The 15,440-nt window shown below is 51.4% G+C and carries 15 protein-coding genes, 1 tRNA gene and 1 pseudogene; 7 read left to right on the top strand and 10 right to left on the bottom strand.

Annotation, left to right across the window (positions count from 1 at the left end; translation table 11 throughout):
- Positions 1-79: transfer RNA gene (locus JRG72_10150), tRNA-Arg, on the bottom strand.
- Positions 80-412: 333 nt separating this feature from the next.
- On the opposite strand from JRG72_10150, the pseudogene JRG72_10145 reads away from it, so the two are divergent.
- The 3 genes and pseudogenes from JRG72_10145 to JRG72_10135 all read left to right on the top strand — a co-directional run bounded on the left by JRG72_10145 (position 413) and on the right by JRG72_10135 (position 2,990).
- Positions 413-1,214 (top strand): annotated as a pseudogene (locus tag JRG72_10145) (AMP-binding protein).
- 28 nt (positions 1,215-1,242) lie between these two features.
- Positions 1,243-1,674: an ACT domain-containing protein gene (locus tag JRG72_10140; protein MBW2135565.1), complete on the top strand. Its 432-nt coding sequence runs from the start codon at positions 1,243-1,245 to the stop codon at positions 1,672-1,674.
- 689 nt (positions 1,675-2,363) lie between these two features.
- The gene (locus JRG72_10135) at positions 2,364-2,990 is read left to right on the top strand and encodes an MBL fold metallo-hydrolase (GenBank protein MBW2135564.1); all 627 of its coding nucleotides are present in this window, start codon (positions 2,364-2,366) and stop codon (positions 2,988-2,990) included.
- Between the two features lie 19 nt (positions 2,991-3,009).
- Here the strand turns inward: JRG72_10135 and JRG72_10130 are convergent, their stop codons facing one another.
- The 7 genes from JRG72_10130 to JRG72_10100 form a co-directional block, all read right to left on the bottom strand.
- Positions 3,010-3,198, bottom strand: a complete 189-nt coding sequence (locus tag JRG72_10130) for a CooT family nickel-binding protein (protein ID MBW2135563.1) — start codon at positions 3,196-3,198, stop codon at positions 3,010-3,012.
- On the bottom strand, positions 3,191-3,610 hold the full coding sequence (locus tag JRG72_10125) for a DUF3842 family protein (GenBank protein MBW2135562.1): 420 nt from the start codon (positions 3,608-3,610) through the stop codon (positions 3,191-3,193). The genes JRG72_10130 and JRG72_10125 overlap by 8 nt, the downstream gene beginning before the upstream one ends.
- A gap of 97 nt (positions 3,611-3,707) precedes the next feature.
- Positions 3,708-4,193, bottom strand: a complete 486-nt coding sequence (gene coaD, locus JRG72_10120; GenBank protein MBW2135561.1) for a pantetheine-phosphate adenylyltransferase — start codon at positions 4,191-4,193, stop codon at positions 3,708-3,710.
- Positions 4,193-4,786, bottom strand: coding sequence for a 16S rRNA (guanine(966)-N(2))-methyltransferase RsmD (rsmD, locus tag JRG72_10115; GenBank protein MBW2135560.1), 594 nt, complete (start codon positions 4,784-4,786; stop codon positions 4,193-4,195). Before rsmD ends, coaD begins: the two co-directional genes overlap by 1 nt.
- A 76-nt stretch (positions 4,787-4,862) precedes the next feature.
- Positions 4,863-5,882, bottom strand: a complete 1,020-nt coding sequence (locus JRG72_10110) for an aspartate-semialdehyde dehydrogenase (GenBank protein MBW2135559.1) — start codon at positions 5,880-5,882, stop codon at positions 4,863-4,865.
- Positions 5,883-5,973: 91 nt separating this feature from the next.
- Positions 5,974-7,044 (bottom strand): 3-isopropylmalate dehydrogenase, encoded by a 1,071-nt coding sequence (locus JRG72_10105; protein MBW2135558.1) that lies wholly within the window; start codon positions 7,042-7,044, stop codon positions 5,974-5,976.
- Positions 7,041-7,544: a 3-isopropylmalate dehydratase small subunit gene (locus JRG72_10100; protein ID MBW2135557.1), complete on the bottom strand. Its 504-nt coding sequence runs from the start codon at positions 7,542-7,544 to the stop codon at positions 7,041-7,043. Before JRG72_10100 ends, JRG72_10105 begins: the two co-directional genes overlap by 4 nt.
- Before the next feature lie 559 nt (positions 7,545-8,103).
- On the opposite strand from JRG72_10100, the gene JRG72_10095 reads away from it, so the two are divergent.
- The 4 genes from JRG72_10095 to JRG72_10080 all read left to right on the top strand — a co-directional run bounded on the left by JRG72_10095 (position 8,104) and on the right by JRG72_10080 (position 13,182).
- Positions 8,104-9,045 (top strand): sulfite exporter TauE/SafE family protein, encoded by a 942-nt coding sequence (locus tag JRG72_10095; GenBank protein ID MBW2135556.1) that lies wholly within the window; start codon positions 8,104-8,106, stop codon positions 9,043-9,045.
- A gap of 1 nt (position 9,046) precedes the next feature.
- The gene (locus JRG72_10090) at positions 9,047-9,841 is read left to right on the top strand and encodes a TIGR02186 family protein (GenBank protein ID MBW2135555.1); all 795 of its coding nucleotides are present in this window, start codon (positions 9,047-9,049) and stop codon (positions 9,839-9,841) included.
- Complete coding sequence (locus tag JRG72_10085; protein ID MBW2135554.1) at positions 9,841-10,320, top strand: universal stress protein; 480 nt, start codon at positions 9,841-9,843, stop codon at positions 10,318-10,320. The genes JRG72_10090 and JRG72_10085 overlap by 1 nt, the downstream gene beginning before the upstream one ends.
- A gap of 468 nt (positions 10,321-10,788) precedes the next feature.
- Positions 10,789-13,182: a PAS domain S-box protein gene (locus tag JRG72_10080; protein MBW2135553.1), complete on the top strand. Its 2,394-nt coding sequence runs from the start codon at positions 10,789-10,791 to the stop codon at positions 13,180-13,182.
- Between the two features lie 54 nt (positions 13,183-13,236).
- Here the strand turns inward: JRG72_10080 and JRG72_10075 are convergent, their stop codons facing one another.
- Together JRG72_10075 and JRG72_10070 are read right to left on the bottom strand one after the other, a co-directional pair.
- The gene (locus JRG72_10075; GenBank protein ID MBW2135552.1) at positions 13,237-15,066 is read right to left on the bottom strand and encodes a response regulator; all 1,830 of its coding nucleotides are present in this window, start codon (positions 15,064-15,066) and stop codon (positions 13,237-13,239) included.
- Positions 15,057-15,440 (bottom strand): hypothetical protein (locus JRG72_10070; GenBank protein MBW2135551.1); only part of this gene is annotated, 384 nt, incomplete at its 5' end. The genes JRG72_10070 and JRG72_10075, both read right to left, overlap by 10 nt.

Here is a 15,440-nt window from a genome sequence, read left to right as displayed (position 1 = left end):
TGGTGCCCCCGGCCCGACTCGAACGGGCGACCCAGGGATTAGGAATCCCTTGCTCTATCCATTACTGAGCTACGGGGGCTTGGATTATCATTAATTTACCACCTCTTCTTACCGGAATGCACCCTAAACCGAGAACAGAACTTCGCTGCCGCTCTTTCCTCGGTTGGGATACCTTGTTTAATTTATTAGATTTCCGGTAGACAATCAAGGATTAAAATCTAACCTCGAGCAAGAGAGTTTTGCCAGGCCCGGTAATATTTATCAACCTGTGGATAAGGGGGCCAGGGTTAACTCCTGCGAGGCCACTGGAGATTATCAGTCAAGAAAATAATTATTAATGATATTAGACTATTAACTTTTTTTGTCGTCACTACAATATGGGGTTTCCGGGGGCAATACCAAGCGGCAGATCATGCTGCTCCAGGACTTTGGCCCCACGGTAATCACCTGCACGCCATCCTTTGGGTTGCACCTCTTTGAAGTGGCAAAAGATCAGGGTCTGGATTTTCGGGATTTTAAGCTGCGGGCCGGCATCTTTGGCGCCGAACCCTGGACCGAGGCCATGCGCCAGGAAATTGAAAAAAAAGCTGGGGCTAGATGCTCTGGATATCTACGGGCTCTCCGAGGTCCTCGGTCCTGGGGTGAGCGTCGAGTGTCTCGAGGCCAAACAGGGTTTACATATCGCTGAGGATCATTTCATCGCCGAGATCATCGATCCCCACACCCCAGAAGTTCTCCCTTATGGTGAAACTGGGGAATTGGTGATCACCACCCTCACCAAAGAGGCCTTCCCACTGCTGCGCTACCGCACCCGGGACATCTCCTCCTTAAACCCGGAGCCTTGCAAATGTGGCCGCAACCTGGTGCGTATGGCCCGGGTCCGCGGCCGCACCGATGATATGATTATCGTGCGCGGGGTTAATGTCTTTCCCTCGCAGATTGAAGCGGTGCTCATGGAGGTGCGCGGTTTAGAACCTCATTACCAGTTAATTGTCGATCGCTTCAACCGGATGGACACCTTGGAGATTCAGGTCGAAGTGGATGAGGCTACCTTTTCCGATGAAGTCCGGAAACTTCAGCAACTGGAAAAGACCATCGAGAAGAATATTAAGGACTACCTGGGGGTGTCGGCCAAGGTAAGGCTGGTAGAACCCCGCAGCATTCCCCGTAATGAGAGCAAGACCCAGCGGGTAATCGACCGACGCCAGATTTGAGCGCTGGGCCAGAACAGAGGTAAAAGTCTTGAAAGTCAAGCAAATTTCAGTATTTTTAGAAAATAAGGCCGGCCGCCTGGCCGAGGTCACCAAGGTCCTGGGTGACGCCGACATCAATATCCGGGCCTTATCATTGGCCGATACTACTGATTTTGGCATCCTGCGCCTCATTGTCGATCAATATGACCAGGCCATAGAGGTCCTTAAGGAGCACGGCTTTACCGTGGGCAAAACCGAGGTGATAGCTATAGAAGGTCCAGATCGCCCTGGCGGGTTGGCCGGAGTCTTACAAATACTCTCTGCCTCTCAGATCAATGTGGAGTATATGTATGCCTTTGTACATCACAGCGGCAAAAATGCGGTGATCATCTTCCGTTTTGATAATCTGGACCGGGCCATTGAGCTTTTGCAACAGCGCGGCGTGCACATTTTTAAGGCCCAGGAAGTCTACCAATTATAGAAGGAGATAAACCTGATTAGTGCTGCTGGAAATGCCCCCAAAAAGCGAGCCGCAAGTTCGCCGCAGCATTATATGCCTTATTAGCGGCCTACTAACCAGACTGCCCCTCTTGCCTTTACATCAAAAATAATTTAAAAACATAACATCTTCCTGCTATAATTTATGAAAATGGCACAGCCATCCGGTGGCCACGGATGAAACGCGGTCCCGGAGATGTCGGGATGCAAATTCAGCCAGTAATAAACAGCGGATTTTTATGGAGGCTTAAGGTCCTATGTCAGATAGCAGCACCAATGACACGGTCCAGGCAAAATCCTTCTCAGGTTTAATGGAAAAAGTTCCTTTATTTCTTTTAGCAATTACAACGGTAATAATTATTTTAGCCTATTACCTTAAAGAACCAAAGTTAGCTCTTATTACAGTTCTTTTTGTAATAATATACTATAATCGCTACAGACGCCGGAAAGATAATATTAAATATGGGTTTGAAGCTTCTTTAATCAATATTTCCGCATTTGTTATATTTATTAGTTTTATAAACATTTTAATTATAATTATATTAAAAATCATCCAGAAATTTATTTAATAATGAGTGAAATTACACAGATGGAGTCCTCTCTACATAAAAAATAACTTATTGCTATATTGCCTTAATGTTAGGCAATTAAGGCCATGGCCAGGAGTTAAATATGTTAGAACAGGTATTGCAAAAGCTGAGTTGGCTGGGACATGATTGTTTTAAATACTCCGGTCCCCCAGTGATCTACTTTGATCCGTATGAACTGTCCAACGGGGAGCCGGCCGATCTGATTCTGATCAGTCATGATCACTTTGATCATTGTTCGCCGAGCGATGTGGCCAAAATTCAGCTCCCGAATACGGTCATTGTAACCATGGAAAGCGCGGCGGCTCAACTTTCCGGGTCGGTGATCATTCTCCGACCCGGAGAGCAAACCCAGGCCTCTGGGCTGACCATTGAGGCGGTTCCGGCTTATAACCTCAATAAGGATTTTCATCCCCAAAAGGCAGGGCATTTGGGGTTCATTGTAACCATAGACGGGGTTAGATTATATCACGCCGGGGATACGGATTTTATTCCGGAAATGAAGGGGCTTAAGGTGGATATTGCCTTGCTGCCGGTGTCAGGGACTTATGTGATGACCGCTGCGGAGGCCGCCCAAGCCGCCCGGGCCATTGAGCCCCAGATTGCCATTCCCATGCATTATGGTTCGATCGTGGGGTCGGGATCGGACGCCAAGACCTTCAAGTCTCTCTTAGAGGGCCGGATCCGGGTGGAAATCCTGCCCAGAGCCTGAGGCTGGCGTCCCGCCGGAGTCATTTTTCTTTGAGAATCACCTTGTGATTCACCAGATTGAGGCTGTGGATGGTAGCCTTAATGAGCTTTTGCTCGCCGAAAATATTTACCAGCCGGAGGTTTTCCCCGTCTGGCTCCACCAGGTCCACTTCTTCCAGAAACAGTTCTTCTTTGCCGTTTCTGATTACATAAGCAGCTGCTTCACACATGGTCAACAATCTCCTTGAGTCTTTTGGTTACGATATATTCTACCAGGTGAGGCAAAGGCTCGGGTTTGAGACCGACTACCTCAACCGGTTCCTGAGTTAGCGGGATGATCAGTTTGCGGCCCGGAGCCGAAGCAATGGCCTCGGCCATCCGGGGCGTCAGTTCGCCCATCATCGAATTGGCGAGGAGAATGGCGATCGGGCCAATGATCACCGCGGCCGTGGGCACGGTGCACACAATGGCATTTTCGCCGGTCGCGCCTTTATTAGCCCGGGCCTTCATCATCTGGGCGGTAGCAATGGCATTGGTGCCCAGGGCGATGATTTCGTGTTCCTCACGATAGACCTCTTTGAGCCGTTTAATGATCGTCGCCCCGATCCCGCCTCCTTGTCCATCAATTACGCAGATACGCAATAGCTTTCTCTTCCTGAGCGCAATTTTACTATAATTAATAATAACTCAAAAAGCTCTGCCCGGCAAGGTGGAATTGGGCCAAGCGCCGCGCCGGCGATCAGCCCAGCCCGTATTTTTCTTTAAGCCGCCGACAGACGATTTCCGGCACCAGACCTTCGATAGCTCCCCCTAGGCGGGCGGCTTCTTTAAGGATACCGGAACTTAAGAATACCCATTTGAGGCCGGTCATCAAAAAGACGGTTTCGATTTCGGGAGCCAACCGCCGATTCATCATGGCCAATTGGAATTCATAATCAAAGTCGGTAATCGCTCTCAGACCCCTGAGGACGATATTGGTGTTCTGGGTGCGGACATAATCAACCAACAGGCCGGAAAAATGGTCGATCTTAACTCTGGGATGGTTGTTTATGGAGCCGCGGATTAATTCAACCCGTTCCTCAAAGCTGAACAGGCCAGATTTAATGGGATTGATGGCAATAGCGACAATAATCTCGTCAAAAATCTTGAGACCCCGCTCGATCAGGTCGATATGGCCATTGGTTATGGGGTCAAAAGAGCCGGGATAAATTGCTACCTTGGACATTAATCGCGGTGCTCCTTGTTTCCCGCCTGGCTAAGGTCGGCAGTCCGGACCCATGTATAAAAAGAGATCAGGGTGTCGCCATAGCGGCGTTGATCGACCTGAATAAGGGAGTGGCATAACGCCGGTAAAGGGTCATGACGCCCATGTTCTACTACTATTCGAACCTCAGAACTGAGCAACGGGCTCTGAGCCAACAATTCTAATGTCTGAGCCGCCAATCCCTGACCGTACGGCGGATCCAGAAAGATCAGCTCAAATTGCTGCTTCTGGGCCGCCAACTGTTTCAGGGCCCGGGGCACGGCCAAGGGGAGAACCTGGGTGGTCGCCAAAAGATCGCAACTGGCCAGATTGTTCCGCAACACCTGCAAGGAAGTGGAACTATGCTCCACAAATATCGCCTCCCGCGCCCCTCGACTGAGGGCTTCGATACCCAGAGCGCCGGTGCCGGCGAACAGATCTAACACCCGGACTCCTTCCAACCCCGGCCCCAGGATGTTAAATACCGCCTCCCGCACCCGATCGGCCGTAGGGCGCATTGCGCCCCGGACCACCCCTAACCGCCGGCCCCGGAACCGGCCAGCAATAATCCGCAAGGCTGCTCCTTAGCTGGTTTATGAAAGCCAAATAACCAGGATTTCTTACCTCCGGCCCGGTCAGCGGTTAATCAGTTTACAAATATTTTTCGGCCAGGACCTCAGCAATCTGGACCGCGTTGGTGGCCGCGCCCTTGCGAATGTTATCGGCCACAATCCACAGATTAATGCCATGGGGGATGCTTTCGTCCTCCCGGATGCGGCCCACCAGGGTCAGGTCCTGACCCGCGGCCTCTAACGGCATCGGATATTGCCGTTGGGCCGGGTTATCCACCACTCTGACACCCGCAGCCTGGGATAGAATCTCCCGCGCCTGGGCCGCGGTCAGTTTTTTTTCGGTTTCAATGTTGACCGCCTCGGAATGGCCGTAAAACACCGGGACCCGGGCCGTGGTAGCGGTAACCCGGATGGAGTCATCGCCCATGATCTTTTTGGTCTCGTTGACCATCTTCATTTCTTCTTTGGTATAACCGTTGTCCAGGAAGACATCAATATGGGGCAGAATATTAAAGGCGATCCGATGCGGATAGACCTTGGCCACAGCTTCCTGGCCCGACAGTAAGGCGCGCACCTGGGTGGCCAGTTCTTCCACCGCCTTCTGGCCGGTACCCGACACCGCCTGATAAGTGGAGACCACCACTCGCCTGATCCGGGCCGCGTCATGGATCGGTTTCAACACTACTACCATCTGAATGGTGGAACAGTTGGGGTTGGCGATGATGCCGCGCTTGGTATAAAGCCCAATATCCTCGGGGTTGACCTCCGGGACTACCAGCGGGATCTCCGGGTCCATGCGGAAGGCACTGGAGTTGTCCACCACTACCGCGCCGGATTGTGCCGCAATAGGGCCATATTTCAGGCTGACCGAGCCACCCGCGGAAAACAGGGCAATATCGATGTCTCGAAAAGAATCCTCGGTTAACACCTCAACCGGCAGTTCCTGCCCATAAAAGCTCACCTTACGGCCCAGGGAACGCTCCGACGCCAGAGGCCGCAACATCCGTACCGGAAACTTGCGTTCTTCCAGGCAGGCCACCATCTGGGTGCCCACCGCTCCTGTCGCTCCTGCCACCGCGACATTAAAGGTCCGGGCCATAATTAAATCTTCTCCTGCATCATTTTTTAAACAAGCTAACCCGTAGGGGCGACCGCCGGGTCGCCCCTACAGCCAAAATATCAAAATTTATTCAGCCACTAAGGCTTTCTACCGCATACCGGGCCACCAGGTCGCCGACTTCTGTGGTGCTGTAGCCCATTTTCCCGGCCGACAGGCTTTTCAAATGCTGGGCTACCACCGTTTTGATGCTGTTTTCCACTGCGGCTGCGGCCCGCGCCTCACCCAGATGGTCCAGCATCATCTGGGCCGCGGCAATCGCGGCGATCGGATTGATGACATTTTTGCCGGTATATTTGGGAGCCGAGCCCCCGATCGGCTCAAACATCGACACTCCTTGGGGATTGATATTACCACCAGCAGCCACCCCCATGCCGCCCTGGATCATCGCCCCCAGGTCGGTAATGATGTCGCCGAACATGTTGTCAGTGACGATGACATCGAACCATTCCGGGTTTTTGACCATCCACATACAGATGGCGTCGACATGGGCATAATCGGTAGTGACATCAGGATATTCCGGGGCCATAGTCTGGAAGGCCCGTTCCCACAGATCAAAGGCATAAGTCAGGACATTAGTCTTGCCGCACAGAGTGAGTTTTTTAGCCCGATTACGTTTGCGGGTCAGTTCAAAGGCAAATTTTAAGCAGCGGTCCACCCCTTTGCGTGTGTTAATCGACTCCTGGACCGCCACTTCATCCGGGGTGCCGTATCGCAAAAATCCCCCGGCCCCGGCATACAGTCCCTCGGTGTTTTCCCGCACCACGATAAAATTGATATCTTCCGGACCCTTATCTTTTAGCGGGGTCTCCACTCCAGGATAGAGCACCACCGGCCTTAAGTTAATATATTGATCCAAGGAGAAACGCAACTTCAGCAGAATACCCTTTTCCAGGATGCCGGGCTTAACCTCGGGGTGGCCGATGGCCCCTAAATAGATGGCATCAAAGCCCCGGAGTTCGTCAACGACGCCGTCCGGGAGGGTCTCGCCGGTCCGCAAATAACGCTCCCCGCCCAGGTCATAGGTGACAAAGTTAAATTTCAGGCCAGCCGGCACGGCCACGGCGTTGAGAACCTTGAGTCCTTCGGCTGCCACTTCCGGGCCGGTGCCGTCGCCCGGAATCACCGCAATCTGGTAAGTCATCTGTTCTGCACTCCGATCTTTTTGATTACGTGTGCCATCAGCCCGCCATCGGCCAGCAACTCTTGCATAAAAGGCGGCAAGGGCTGGGAGGTGTAAGTCTTCCCAGTGGTGTGATCGGTGATTACCCCGCTGTCCAGATCGACGCTCACTTCATCCCCGGCCTCAATCTCGGCCGCGGCCGCCGTTGATTCAAAGATGGGCAACCCCATATTAAAGGCGTTGCGATAAAAGATGCGCGCAAAACTGGCGGCGATGACCCCGGAAAGACCCGCGGCCTTCAGGGCGATGGGGGCGTGTTCCCGGGAAGAGCCGCAGCCAAAATTTTTACCCGCCACGATGAAATCCCCGGGCCGGGCCTTGCTGACAAATTCTGCATCCGCGTCTTCCATGACGTGTTGGGCCAATTCCGTAGGCTCCGAGGTCGATAAATACCGGGCCGGAATGATCTCGTCGGTGTTGACATCACTGCCGAATTTATGGGCTTTGCCTTGTAATTTCATCTTCTCATCCAAATTATGGTTGAGGCCGTTATCCCTGAGGGTACCTCGCTGGTTTTATCCCCAAGATTGACCAGATTTACCCTGACCGCCCGTCCCGGTCACCTCAGAGTTATCAGCCCGAATCCCTTCCAGGATAATAAAACGCGGCTAAAAAATAAACCAAAGAAGCCTGAGTGTCAAGTCAGCCGGACTAATGTTTCCCCTTATTTTCTATCTCTTATCGGCGGCCAGGTAGATCTGGGCTTCTTGAGGTTGCCATACCTAACCCGGACCTTTGACAAAGGATTATCTTTTCGATATTTAACCCTTCCAGATAATATCATAGGAACGCGTATCGTTATTCTAAATAAAAAAATCGTTTTAAAATGCAACGGTCCTAAAAAATGCGATGTATTTTGCAACGGTTAGAATATAATTTTACAATTTTCTAAGTATAACCAATAATAAAGATAAATTATCAGCTTAGAGAATAATATCTTATGTATAATTTAAGCTTGACAGAGTTTTGTGAAAAATTTTATAAATTGCTAATTTAAATCATCTCTTGGGGAGGAATATAATGGAAATTTATCTTCCCATCGCCGGTATGAGCATTAATTTTTTCCTGATCCTTGGGATTGGAGCTGGGGTCGGCTTCCTCTCCGGCCTGTTTGGGGTTGGAGGCGGCTTCCTGCTCACTCCCTTAATGATGATGATCGGCATTCCACCGCCGGTCGCCGCGGCTTCGGACTCCAACCAGATCGTCGCTGCCGCCAGTTCCGGTGCTTATGCTCATTGGCGCTTGGGCAACGTCGACTTCAAGATGGGGATCATCATCCTTACCGGAGGCGTCGCCGGTGGCACCTTGGGGGTGCAACTGGTGCATTATTTGCGGGGCATCGGCAACTTTGAGTTTGTCATGAAGGTGGTATATGTGCTGATGTTGGGATTAATCGGCGGGGCCATGTTCATCGAAAGCCTGCGGACCATTCGGCGTAGTCAACGGACCGCAACAACCGAGGCTGTTGAAGGCGTGCCAGTCCCGAAACATGGGAAGTTCTTTTCCAGATTGCCCCTCAAAATGGATTTCCCTCGTTCCGGTTTATATCAGACTTCAGCCATCTTTCCCTTTTTAATCGGTATGGCAGTAGGCATTTTAGCCGCTCTGTTGGGAGTCGGCGGTGGTTTTATCATGGTGCCGGCGATGATTTATGTCATCGGCATGCCCACCATTGTGGCCATTGGCACTGATCTCTTCCAGATCGTGCTGTCTTGCGCCAATGTTACCTTGCAACAGGCCTGGGTTAATAAGACGGTGGACCTGTTGCTGGCCCTGATCCTGTTGGCGGGCTCGACCATTGGGGCCCAATTCGGAGCTTTGGCCAGTAAACGCCTCAAGGGTGAGCAGATCCGCATTCTGTTGGCAATCATTGTCTTGGCTATGGCAGTAAAACTTTTTGTTGACCTGGTGGTAGAACCCAGCCTGCTGGTCAGTATCGCCCCGGGTAAGGGAGGGCATTAACATGAAACGAGCTCTCACCATTCTGGTGGCCCTTGGCCTAGCAGGTTGGTTAAGCGGCCCAGCCCAGGCCATTACCAAGGAAGCCCAGCAAAAAGTTTTAACCGCGGCTACCAAAAACCTGATTGAGATCGGCTTGGCTTATCGGGGAGACCGGATCCATTTTTTCGGAGTGCATCCGGTTCCGGATACCGACCTCATTGTCAAGCTGACCGCGGAAAAATCCGAGGCCGTCAAACTGTCGGTCAAAGGCAAGGTGGGGCCCTTCTGGATGACGGTCAAACAATACGAGGTCACTGGCGTCCCCTTCATGTATAAAATTCATGCCCAAAAACCCTTAGACCAGATCATTTCCCCGGCCACTGCCCAAGAGCTGGAATTAGGCTATCCCTCCATCCGGCACCACATGAAGATGCATCTGCTCCGGGGCAAGGCTGCACCGGACGATGAGGAAACCCTCTTTAACGGTTTGATCAAACTTAAAGAGAGAATCAACCTGTATAATATCGTCGAGGACCCACAACGCCTGCTAGTTACCGAAGGCCGGGTGTTCCAGCACTACTTTCGATTCCCGCCTGCGGCTACTGAAGGACGTTATCTGGTGGAATCCTTCTGTTTTGATAAGGGGGAATTGGTAGGTTACGGCAAGGACATGATTGAAATCAAAAAGGTCGGGGTGGAAAACTGGCTCACATCCACCTCTCAAAATTCCCCTTTATTTTTCGGCATTCTGGCGGTAATTGTGGCCCTGGGGGCCGGACTGGGTGTGGGCCTGATCTTCAAGAAAGGAGGCCATTGATGGGTAACATAAAGGGAAAAGCCAGATCATTGGCAGTGGCCATTGATGGATCGAATCCATCCTGGGAAGCAATGCGAAGAGCCATTAATATGGCGCGGCTGCTGGAACTACCGCTGGAGGTGCTAACCGTTATCCAGATGCGCAAGGCCGGCTATTTTGCCTTTATTGACCGGCACTTACTTGAAGAACAAGAGGCTTATGCCAAGAAAGTGTTGAGCGAAGCCGAGGATCGGTGCCAAAAAGCCGGGGTTGAGGTCCGGACCCATCTGTTACAGAGTGAGAGGGGTCCTTCCGAGGCGATTGTGGAATTCTTGGAAGCCGCCCGGGGTATAAAATTTTTGGTTATTGGCAGCTACGGCCATGGCTTCCGGGGCCGCCATATTTTAGGCTCCACCACCGAGCGGGTGGTCCGGGAGGTAGCTCACCGCGCCCTGCCGGTGCCGGTTTTGGTGGTTCCCTCGGTCCAGTCCACTGAATAAGGTCTTTAATTGGTTTTTCCCTAATTCCTAATAAATGGGGGAGGGTCAGGGCGTTAGGCCCCACCCTTCCCTTTAACTAAACGCCCTAAAAACCTGGTCACTCGGAATCACCATATACTTGGGGTTCTGGAAGTTTAAGGTATCCTTATTAAATTTCCTAATTAGGTTTCTCCAACTCCTGCCGGTCAGCCGGCTAATACGCCGGGCCTTTATTTTAATTATTTGAACTGATATAATATATTGCCAATCGGTGCGCGCCGGTTAGCTCTAACTATTGTTGCCGAAACTCCTCGCCCACGGCTATACCCCAAAGGATACCGATATCCGCTCGATTGGTTAGATTCCGGTTTCGGAGTAAGGGCACTTACCCGCACGGCACCCCCGGTCACCTCATTGCAGAAGGTAACCCGGGATTAACATCTTGGCGCAGTGGTAAGCTTAGCGGGTTATGATTTTGGAAGGCAGATTATGAACGGCCCCAAACTCAGTTACCAAGAATTAGCCGCAAAGGTCAAAAAACTAGAAGCAGAATCAAGCCGTCTTAAACAGGCCGAGATAGCTTTGCAAGAAAGTCAGACGCGCTACCGGGCTATGGTGGAAGCCTTTGACGGCCTGATCTATGTCTGCTCGCAGGACTATCGGGTCGAATTTATGAATGCCCGCTTCATCGCGCGAACCGGATATAATCCCATCGGCGAGCGCTGTTATAAAGCTCTGCATAATCGGGATAGTATCTGCCCCTGGTGTGTCAATGACCGGGTATTTAAAGGGGAAACGGTGCGCTGGGAGATGCAAAGCCCTAAAGATCACCATTGGTATTACGTGGTCAATACCCCCATCTACCACGCCGATGGCAGTATCTCCAAGCAGGCCATGATCCTGGACATCACCGATCGCAAGCGCAAAGAAAAACTTTTGGCCGGAGAACGACAGATTCTGGAGATGGTGGCCACCGGTCGTCCTTTACAGGAAACCCTGGATGCTCTTGCCAGGTTAGTTGAACAACTTCTGGTTGGTATTTATTGTTCGGTGCTCCTCCTTGACGCTGAGGGCCAACGCCTCCACCACTGCTCCGCACCCAGCCTGCCGAACGAATATGTTCAAGCCATTGATGGGCTGTCTATCGGTCCCGCGGCGGGTTCGTGCGGTACGGCCGCCTACCGGCGGGAGACGGTCATTGTCGAAGATACCACCGTTGATCCCTTGTGGTCCCGATATCGGGACCTGGCCCTCCGTTTTGGCCTTCGCTCTTGCTGGTCGGTGCCAATTTTCGGCAGTAGCGGCCAGGTATTGGGGACCTTTGCCCTCTACGATGGCAAGACCCACCGCCCCTCGGAAGAGGAGTTGCAACTGATTGAGACCGCCGCTGATCTGGCTGGGATTGCTATTGAGGCCCGGGCTTCAGAAGAAGCCCTGCGGGAAAGTGAAGAGAAATATCGCACTTTATTCGAGAAATCCAGAGACGCTATCTGTGTCACCACCAAAGAAGGCAGATTTATCGACGTTAATCAAGCTACCCTGGAACTTTTCGGTTATACCCGGGAGGAGATGATAGAAGGGCTTAACGCCGCCCAATTATATGTTCATCCGGGCTATCGCGAACAGTTTAAACAGCAGATTGAATCGGAAGGATCAATCAGGGACTTTGAGGTCAAATTCCTGACCAAAGATGGCACCGAGATTGACTGTTTAATAACCTCCACGGTATTGCGGTCCAAGGACGGCAGCCTCTTGGGATACCAGAATATTATTCGCGATATCACCAAACAGAAGCAGGGCGAATGGGCCTTGCGCAAAAGCGTGGCCCGCTATCGGGCCATTGTGGAGGATCAGACCGATCTCATCTGTCGCTCTCTTCCCGATGGCAGACTCACCTTTGTCAACGAAGCTTATTGCCGCTATTTTTACAAGACCCGGGAAGAGCTGATTGGCACTAAATTCATGCCAACCATTCATCCCGAAGATCGGGACAGGGTCAAGGTCCATTTAGCTTCTCTCCACCCCCAAAATCAGGCAGCCACCATCGAACACCGAGTCATCACCCCGGATGGGGAAATCCGTTGGCAACAATGGACCAACCGCATGATCCTGGATGACCAGGGCCAGCCCCTGGAGTTCCAGTCGGTGGGGCGAGATATCACCGAACAGAAATTAATGGAGGAGGCCTTAAGGAAGAGCGCTGAAAAAACCAAGCATTTTGCCTACTCGGTGTCGCATGACCTCAAAAGCCCGGCTATAGGTATCCATGGCCTGGCCAAGCGACTTTATCAGCATTATGCCGATCTCCTGGATGAACAGGGTAAAAATTACTGTGCTCAGATCATAACGGCCTCGGAACAGATAGCCACACTGGTGGAAAAAATTAACGTCTTTATTTCCACCAAAGAGGTTCCTTTGAATATTGAAAAAGTCAAATTGACCGAGATTCTCCAGATAATCAGAGACGAATTTTCCACTCAACTTAACATCCGGCAGATTAATTGGGTCCAACCGCCAAAGCTGCCGGAGATCATGGTGGACAGATTATCACTCATCCGAGCACTGCGCAATCTGGTCGATAACGCCTTAAAATATGGCGGTGACGAGTTGAGTGAAATCCGCATCGGCCATCAGGAGAGGGGGCAGTTTCACATTATTTCCGTAAAAGATGATGGTATCGGTTTAAATTTGGAAGATCAGGAAAAAATTTTTGGAGTCTTTCAACGGCGCATAACTTCCAAGGGCATCGAAGGCACCGGACTGGGACTGGCCATAGTCAAGGAGGTTGTGGAACAACATGGCGGCAGGGTATGGATGGACTCAGCTCCCCAAAAGGGGACCACTTTTTATCTGGCTCTTGCCAAGTCTCCGGATAGCATCTAAATCCCCTCCCCTCCTGACGCTCTCCCTCTAGTTCAGCATATTATGGCCCTAAATTCAGGCCTCTTCATTAATAATCTCGCGTAATACCTTGCTCAGATCTTCTATTTTATAGGGCTTGGCAAGCACCCCCTGGAAACCATATCGGCTGTAGTCAGACATTACCGGATCATCATTATAGCCGCTGGACACAATGGCTTTGACCTGAGGATCGATCTGCCGGATCTGTTTTAATACCTCCTTACCACCCACACCGCCGGGGACGGTCAGATCTAAAATCACTGCCGTAAACGGCTGGCCTGCGATTTTGGTTTTCTGATAGATCTCCCGGGCTTCAGTTCCGTCTCGGGCATACTTTACTTTATAGCCCATTTTCCTCAGCATCTTACCCAACACTTCTCTAACGATATCTTTATCATCCATGATCAGGATATATCCCTGCCCCTTGGGAGGCGTGGGGGCGACTTTTTTCTGGACCGCGATCTTGGTCTGGTGAGCGGGAAGATAGAGATGGAACTTGCTCCCCTCACCAATATTTGACTCTACCGTAATATAGCCACCGTGATTACTAACAATGGAATGCGTAATGGCCAAACCCAGACCGCTGCCTTGTTGTTTGGTAGTGAAGTAGGGATCAAAAATCTTGTCCAAGTATCGCTCCGGAATGCCAATCCCCTGGTCAGCAATGGTTATTTTCACATATCTTCCCGGGGTCAGTGGTATCCGGTCCACTTCGGTTACCGTGATATTTTCCGCGTGCACCTTGATTATGCCACCTTCCGGCATGGCTTGATCGGCATTGATGATCAAGTTACTGATCACTTGAGTAATTTGCCCTTCATCAACCTTTACCGGCCACAGGTCAGGCGGCAAGGAAAGCTCAGCTCGGGATTTGGCCCCGCTCAAAGCAAACTTGGTGGAATCGGTGATTAATCTAGCGATTGCCGTAGGTCTTGTCACCGGGACTCCACCCTTGGCAAAAGTGAGCAGTTGTCTGGCCAGACCTTGGGCTTGCATACAGGCGCTTTCGGCTTTCTGTATTTTTTCCCGGCTTTTTTTGCGCAACTTGGGGTCCAGGGATGCCAGATTCAGATTGCCCAGTATAGCCGTGAGGATATTATTAAAATCATGGGCAATACCACCAGCCAGGATACCCAAGGATTCCAGTTTGCTGATCAGAAAGCGTTCGGCTTCCCTCTTTTTGCGTTCGGTTAAATCGATGTCGATGCAGAACATGGTGGGGGCCCGATCCGCCCGACATACCACGGTATGGATGGAATAGACCGGAACCGAGGAGCCATCTTTATGCAGCAACAGATATTCGCCACCCGGCATCAATTCGCCTGATTTTTTGGCCCGTGCTCCCAGTTCCAGGCCCTTCTTAAATTCGGGTTGAAGATCTGGGGGAATGATCAGGTCTCCCAAATTGCGGCCCAGGGCTTCGGCCGCGGTGTAACCATAAATCTCTTCGCTCGCTTTGTTCCAATACACCACGGTCCCGTCACAGGTATAACCCTGAATGGAGACCCCTGGGATAAATTCCAGAAGATTGCGGAATTGGTCTTCGCTCTCTCTCAAGGCCAAGGCAGCCCGCTTGTGCATCAGGGCTTCAACAATGGCCACCGATAAGCTTTCTACCGCTTCTTGATCAGCCTGATCATAGCCCGAGGGTTTATTGGCCACACAGATCAAACCAATAGTTCGATCTTTATGTTTTAAAGGCACACCCAGGAAACTATGCAGCGGCACATGTCCGGCGGGAACTCCCACCCGATCAGGATGAGCGGCCGGATCGTTAATAATGAGGGATTTTTCATCCTTCAGGACTCTGCCCCAGATGCCGCAGATCTCTCTATCCTTACCTGACCCCCAGGCACTCAAATCCAAAATGTTACAGGCTTGCCAACCGGTATGGCTGAACCGGTATGGCTGATGCTCAGGGTATCCAAACGATTGGCCTGGTTCACTTCCCCGATCCAGCCGAACTGGCTCCCGGTCAGGTCCTCGACCAGAGTCAGACAGGTGCGACAAAATTCTGCTTCGGTTTCACAAATTAAGGCCTGGTGAAAGACCTCCTTGATGGCCTGCAATAACGTCTTTTGTCTGAGCAGTTGCTCTTCCGCCCGCCGGCGCGGAGTAATGTCTTTGGCCACTACGGCGAGACCATGAGAGGAGGGATAGGCATAGATTTCATAAAAAATATTCTTACCGCCCCACTTATATTGGTCCACAAAATATTGGGGTTCCCCGGTTTTAAGGGC

This window comes from Deltaproteobacteria bacterium (genome assembly GCA_019309545.1).
Classification (GTDB): Bacteria; Desulfobacterota; Desulfobaccia; order Desulfobaccales; family Desulfobaccaceae; genus Desulfobacca_B.
The sequence above is the reverse complement of the archived record's forward strand: the minus strand, read 5'-3'. Positions and strand labels throughout refer to the sequence as shown.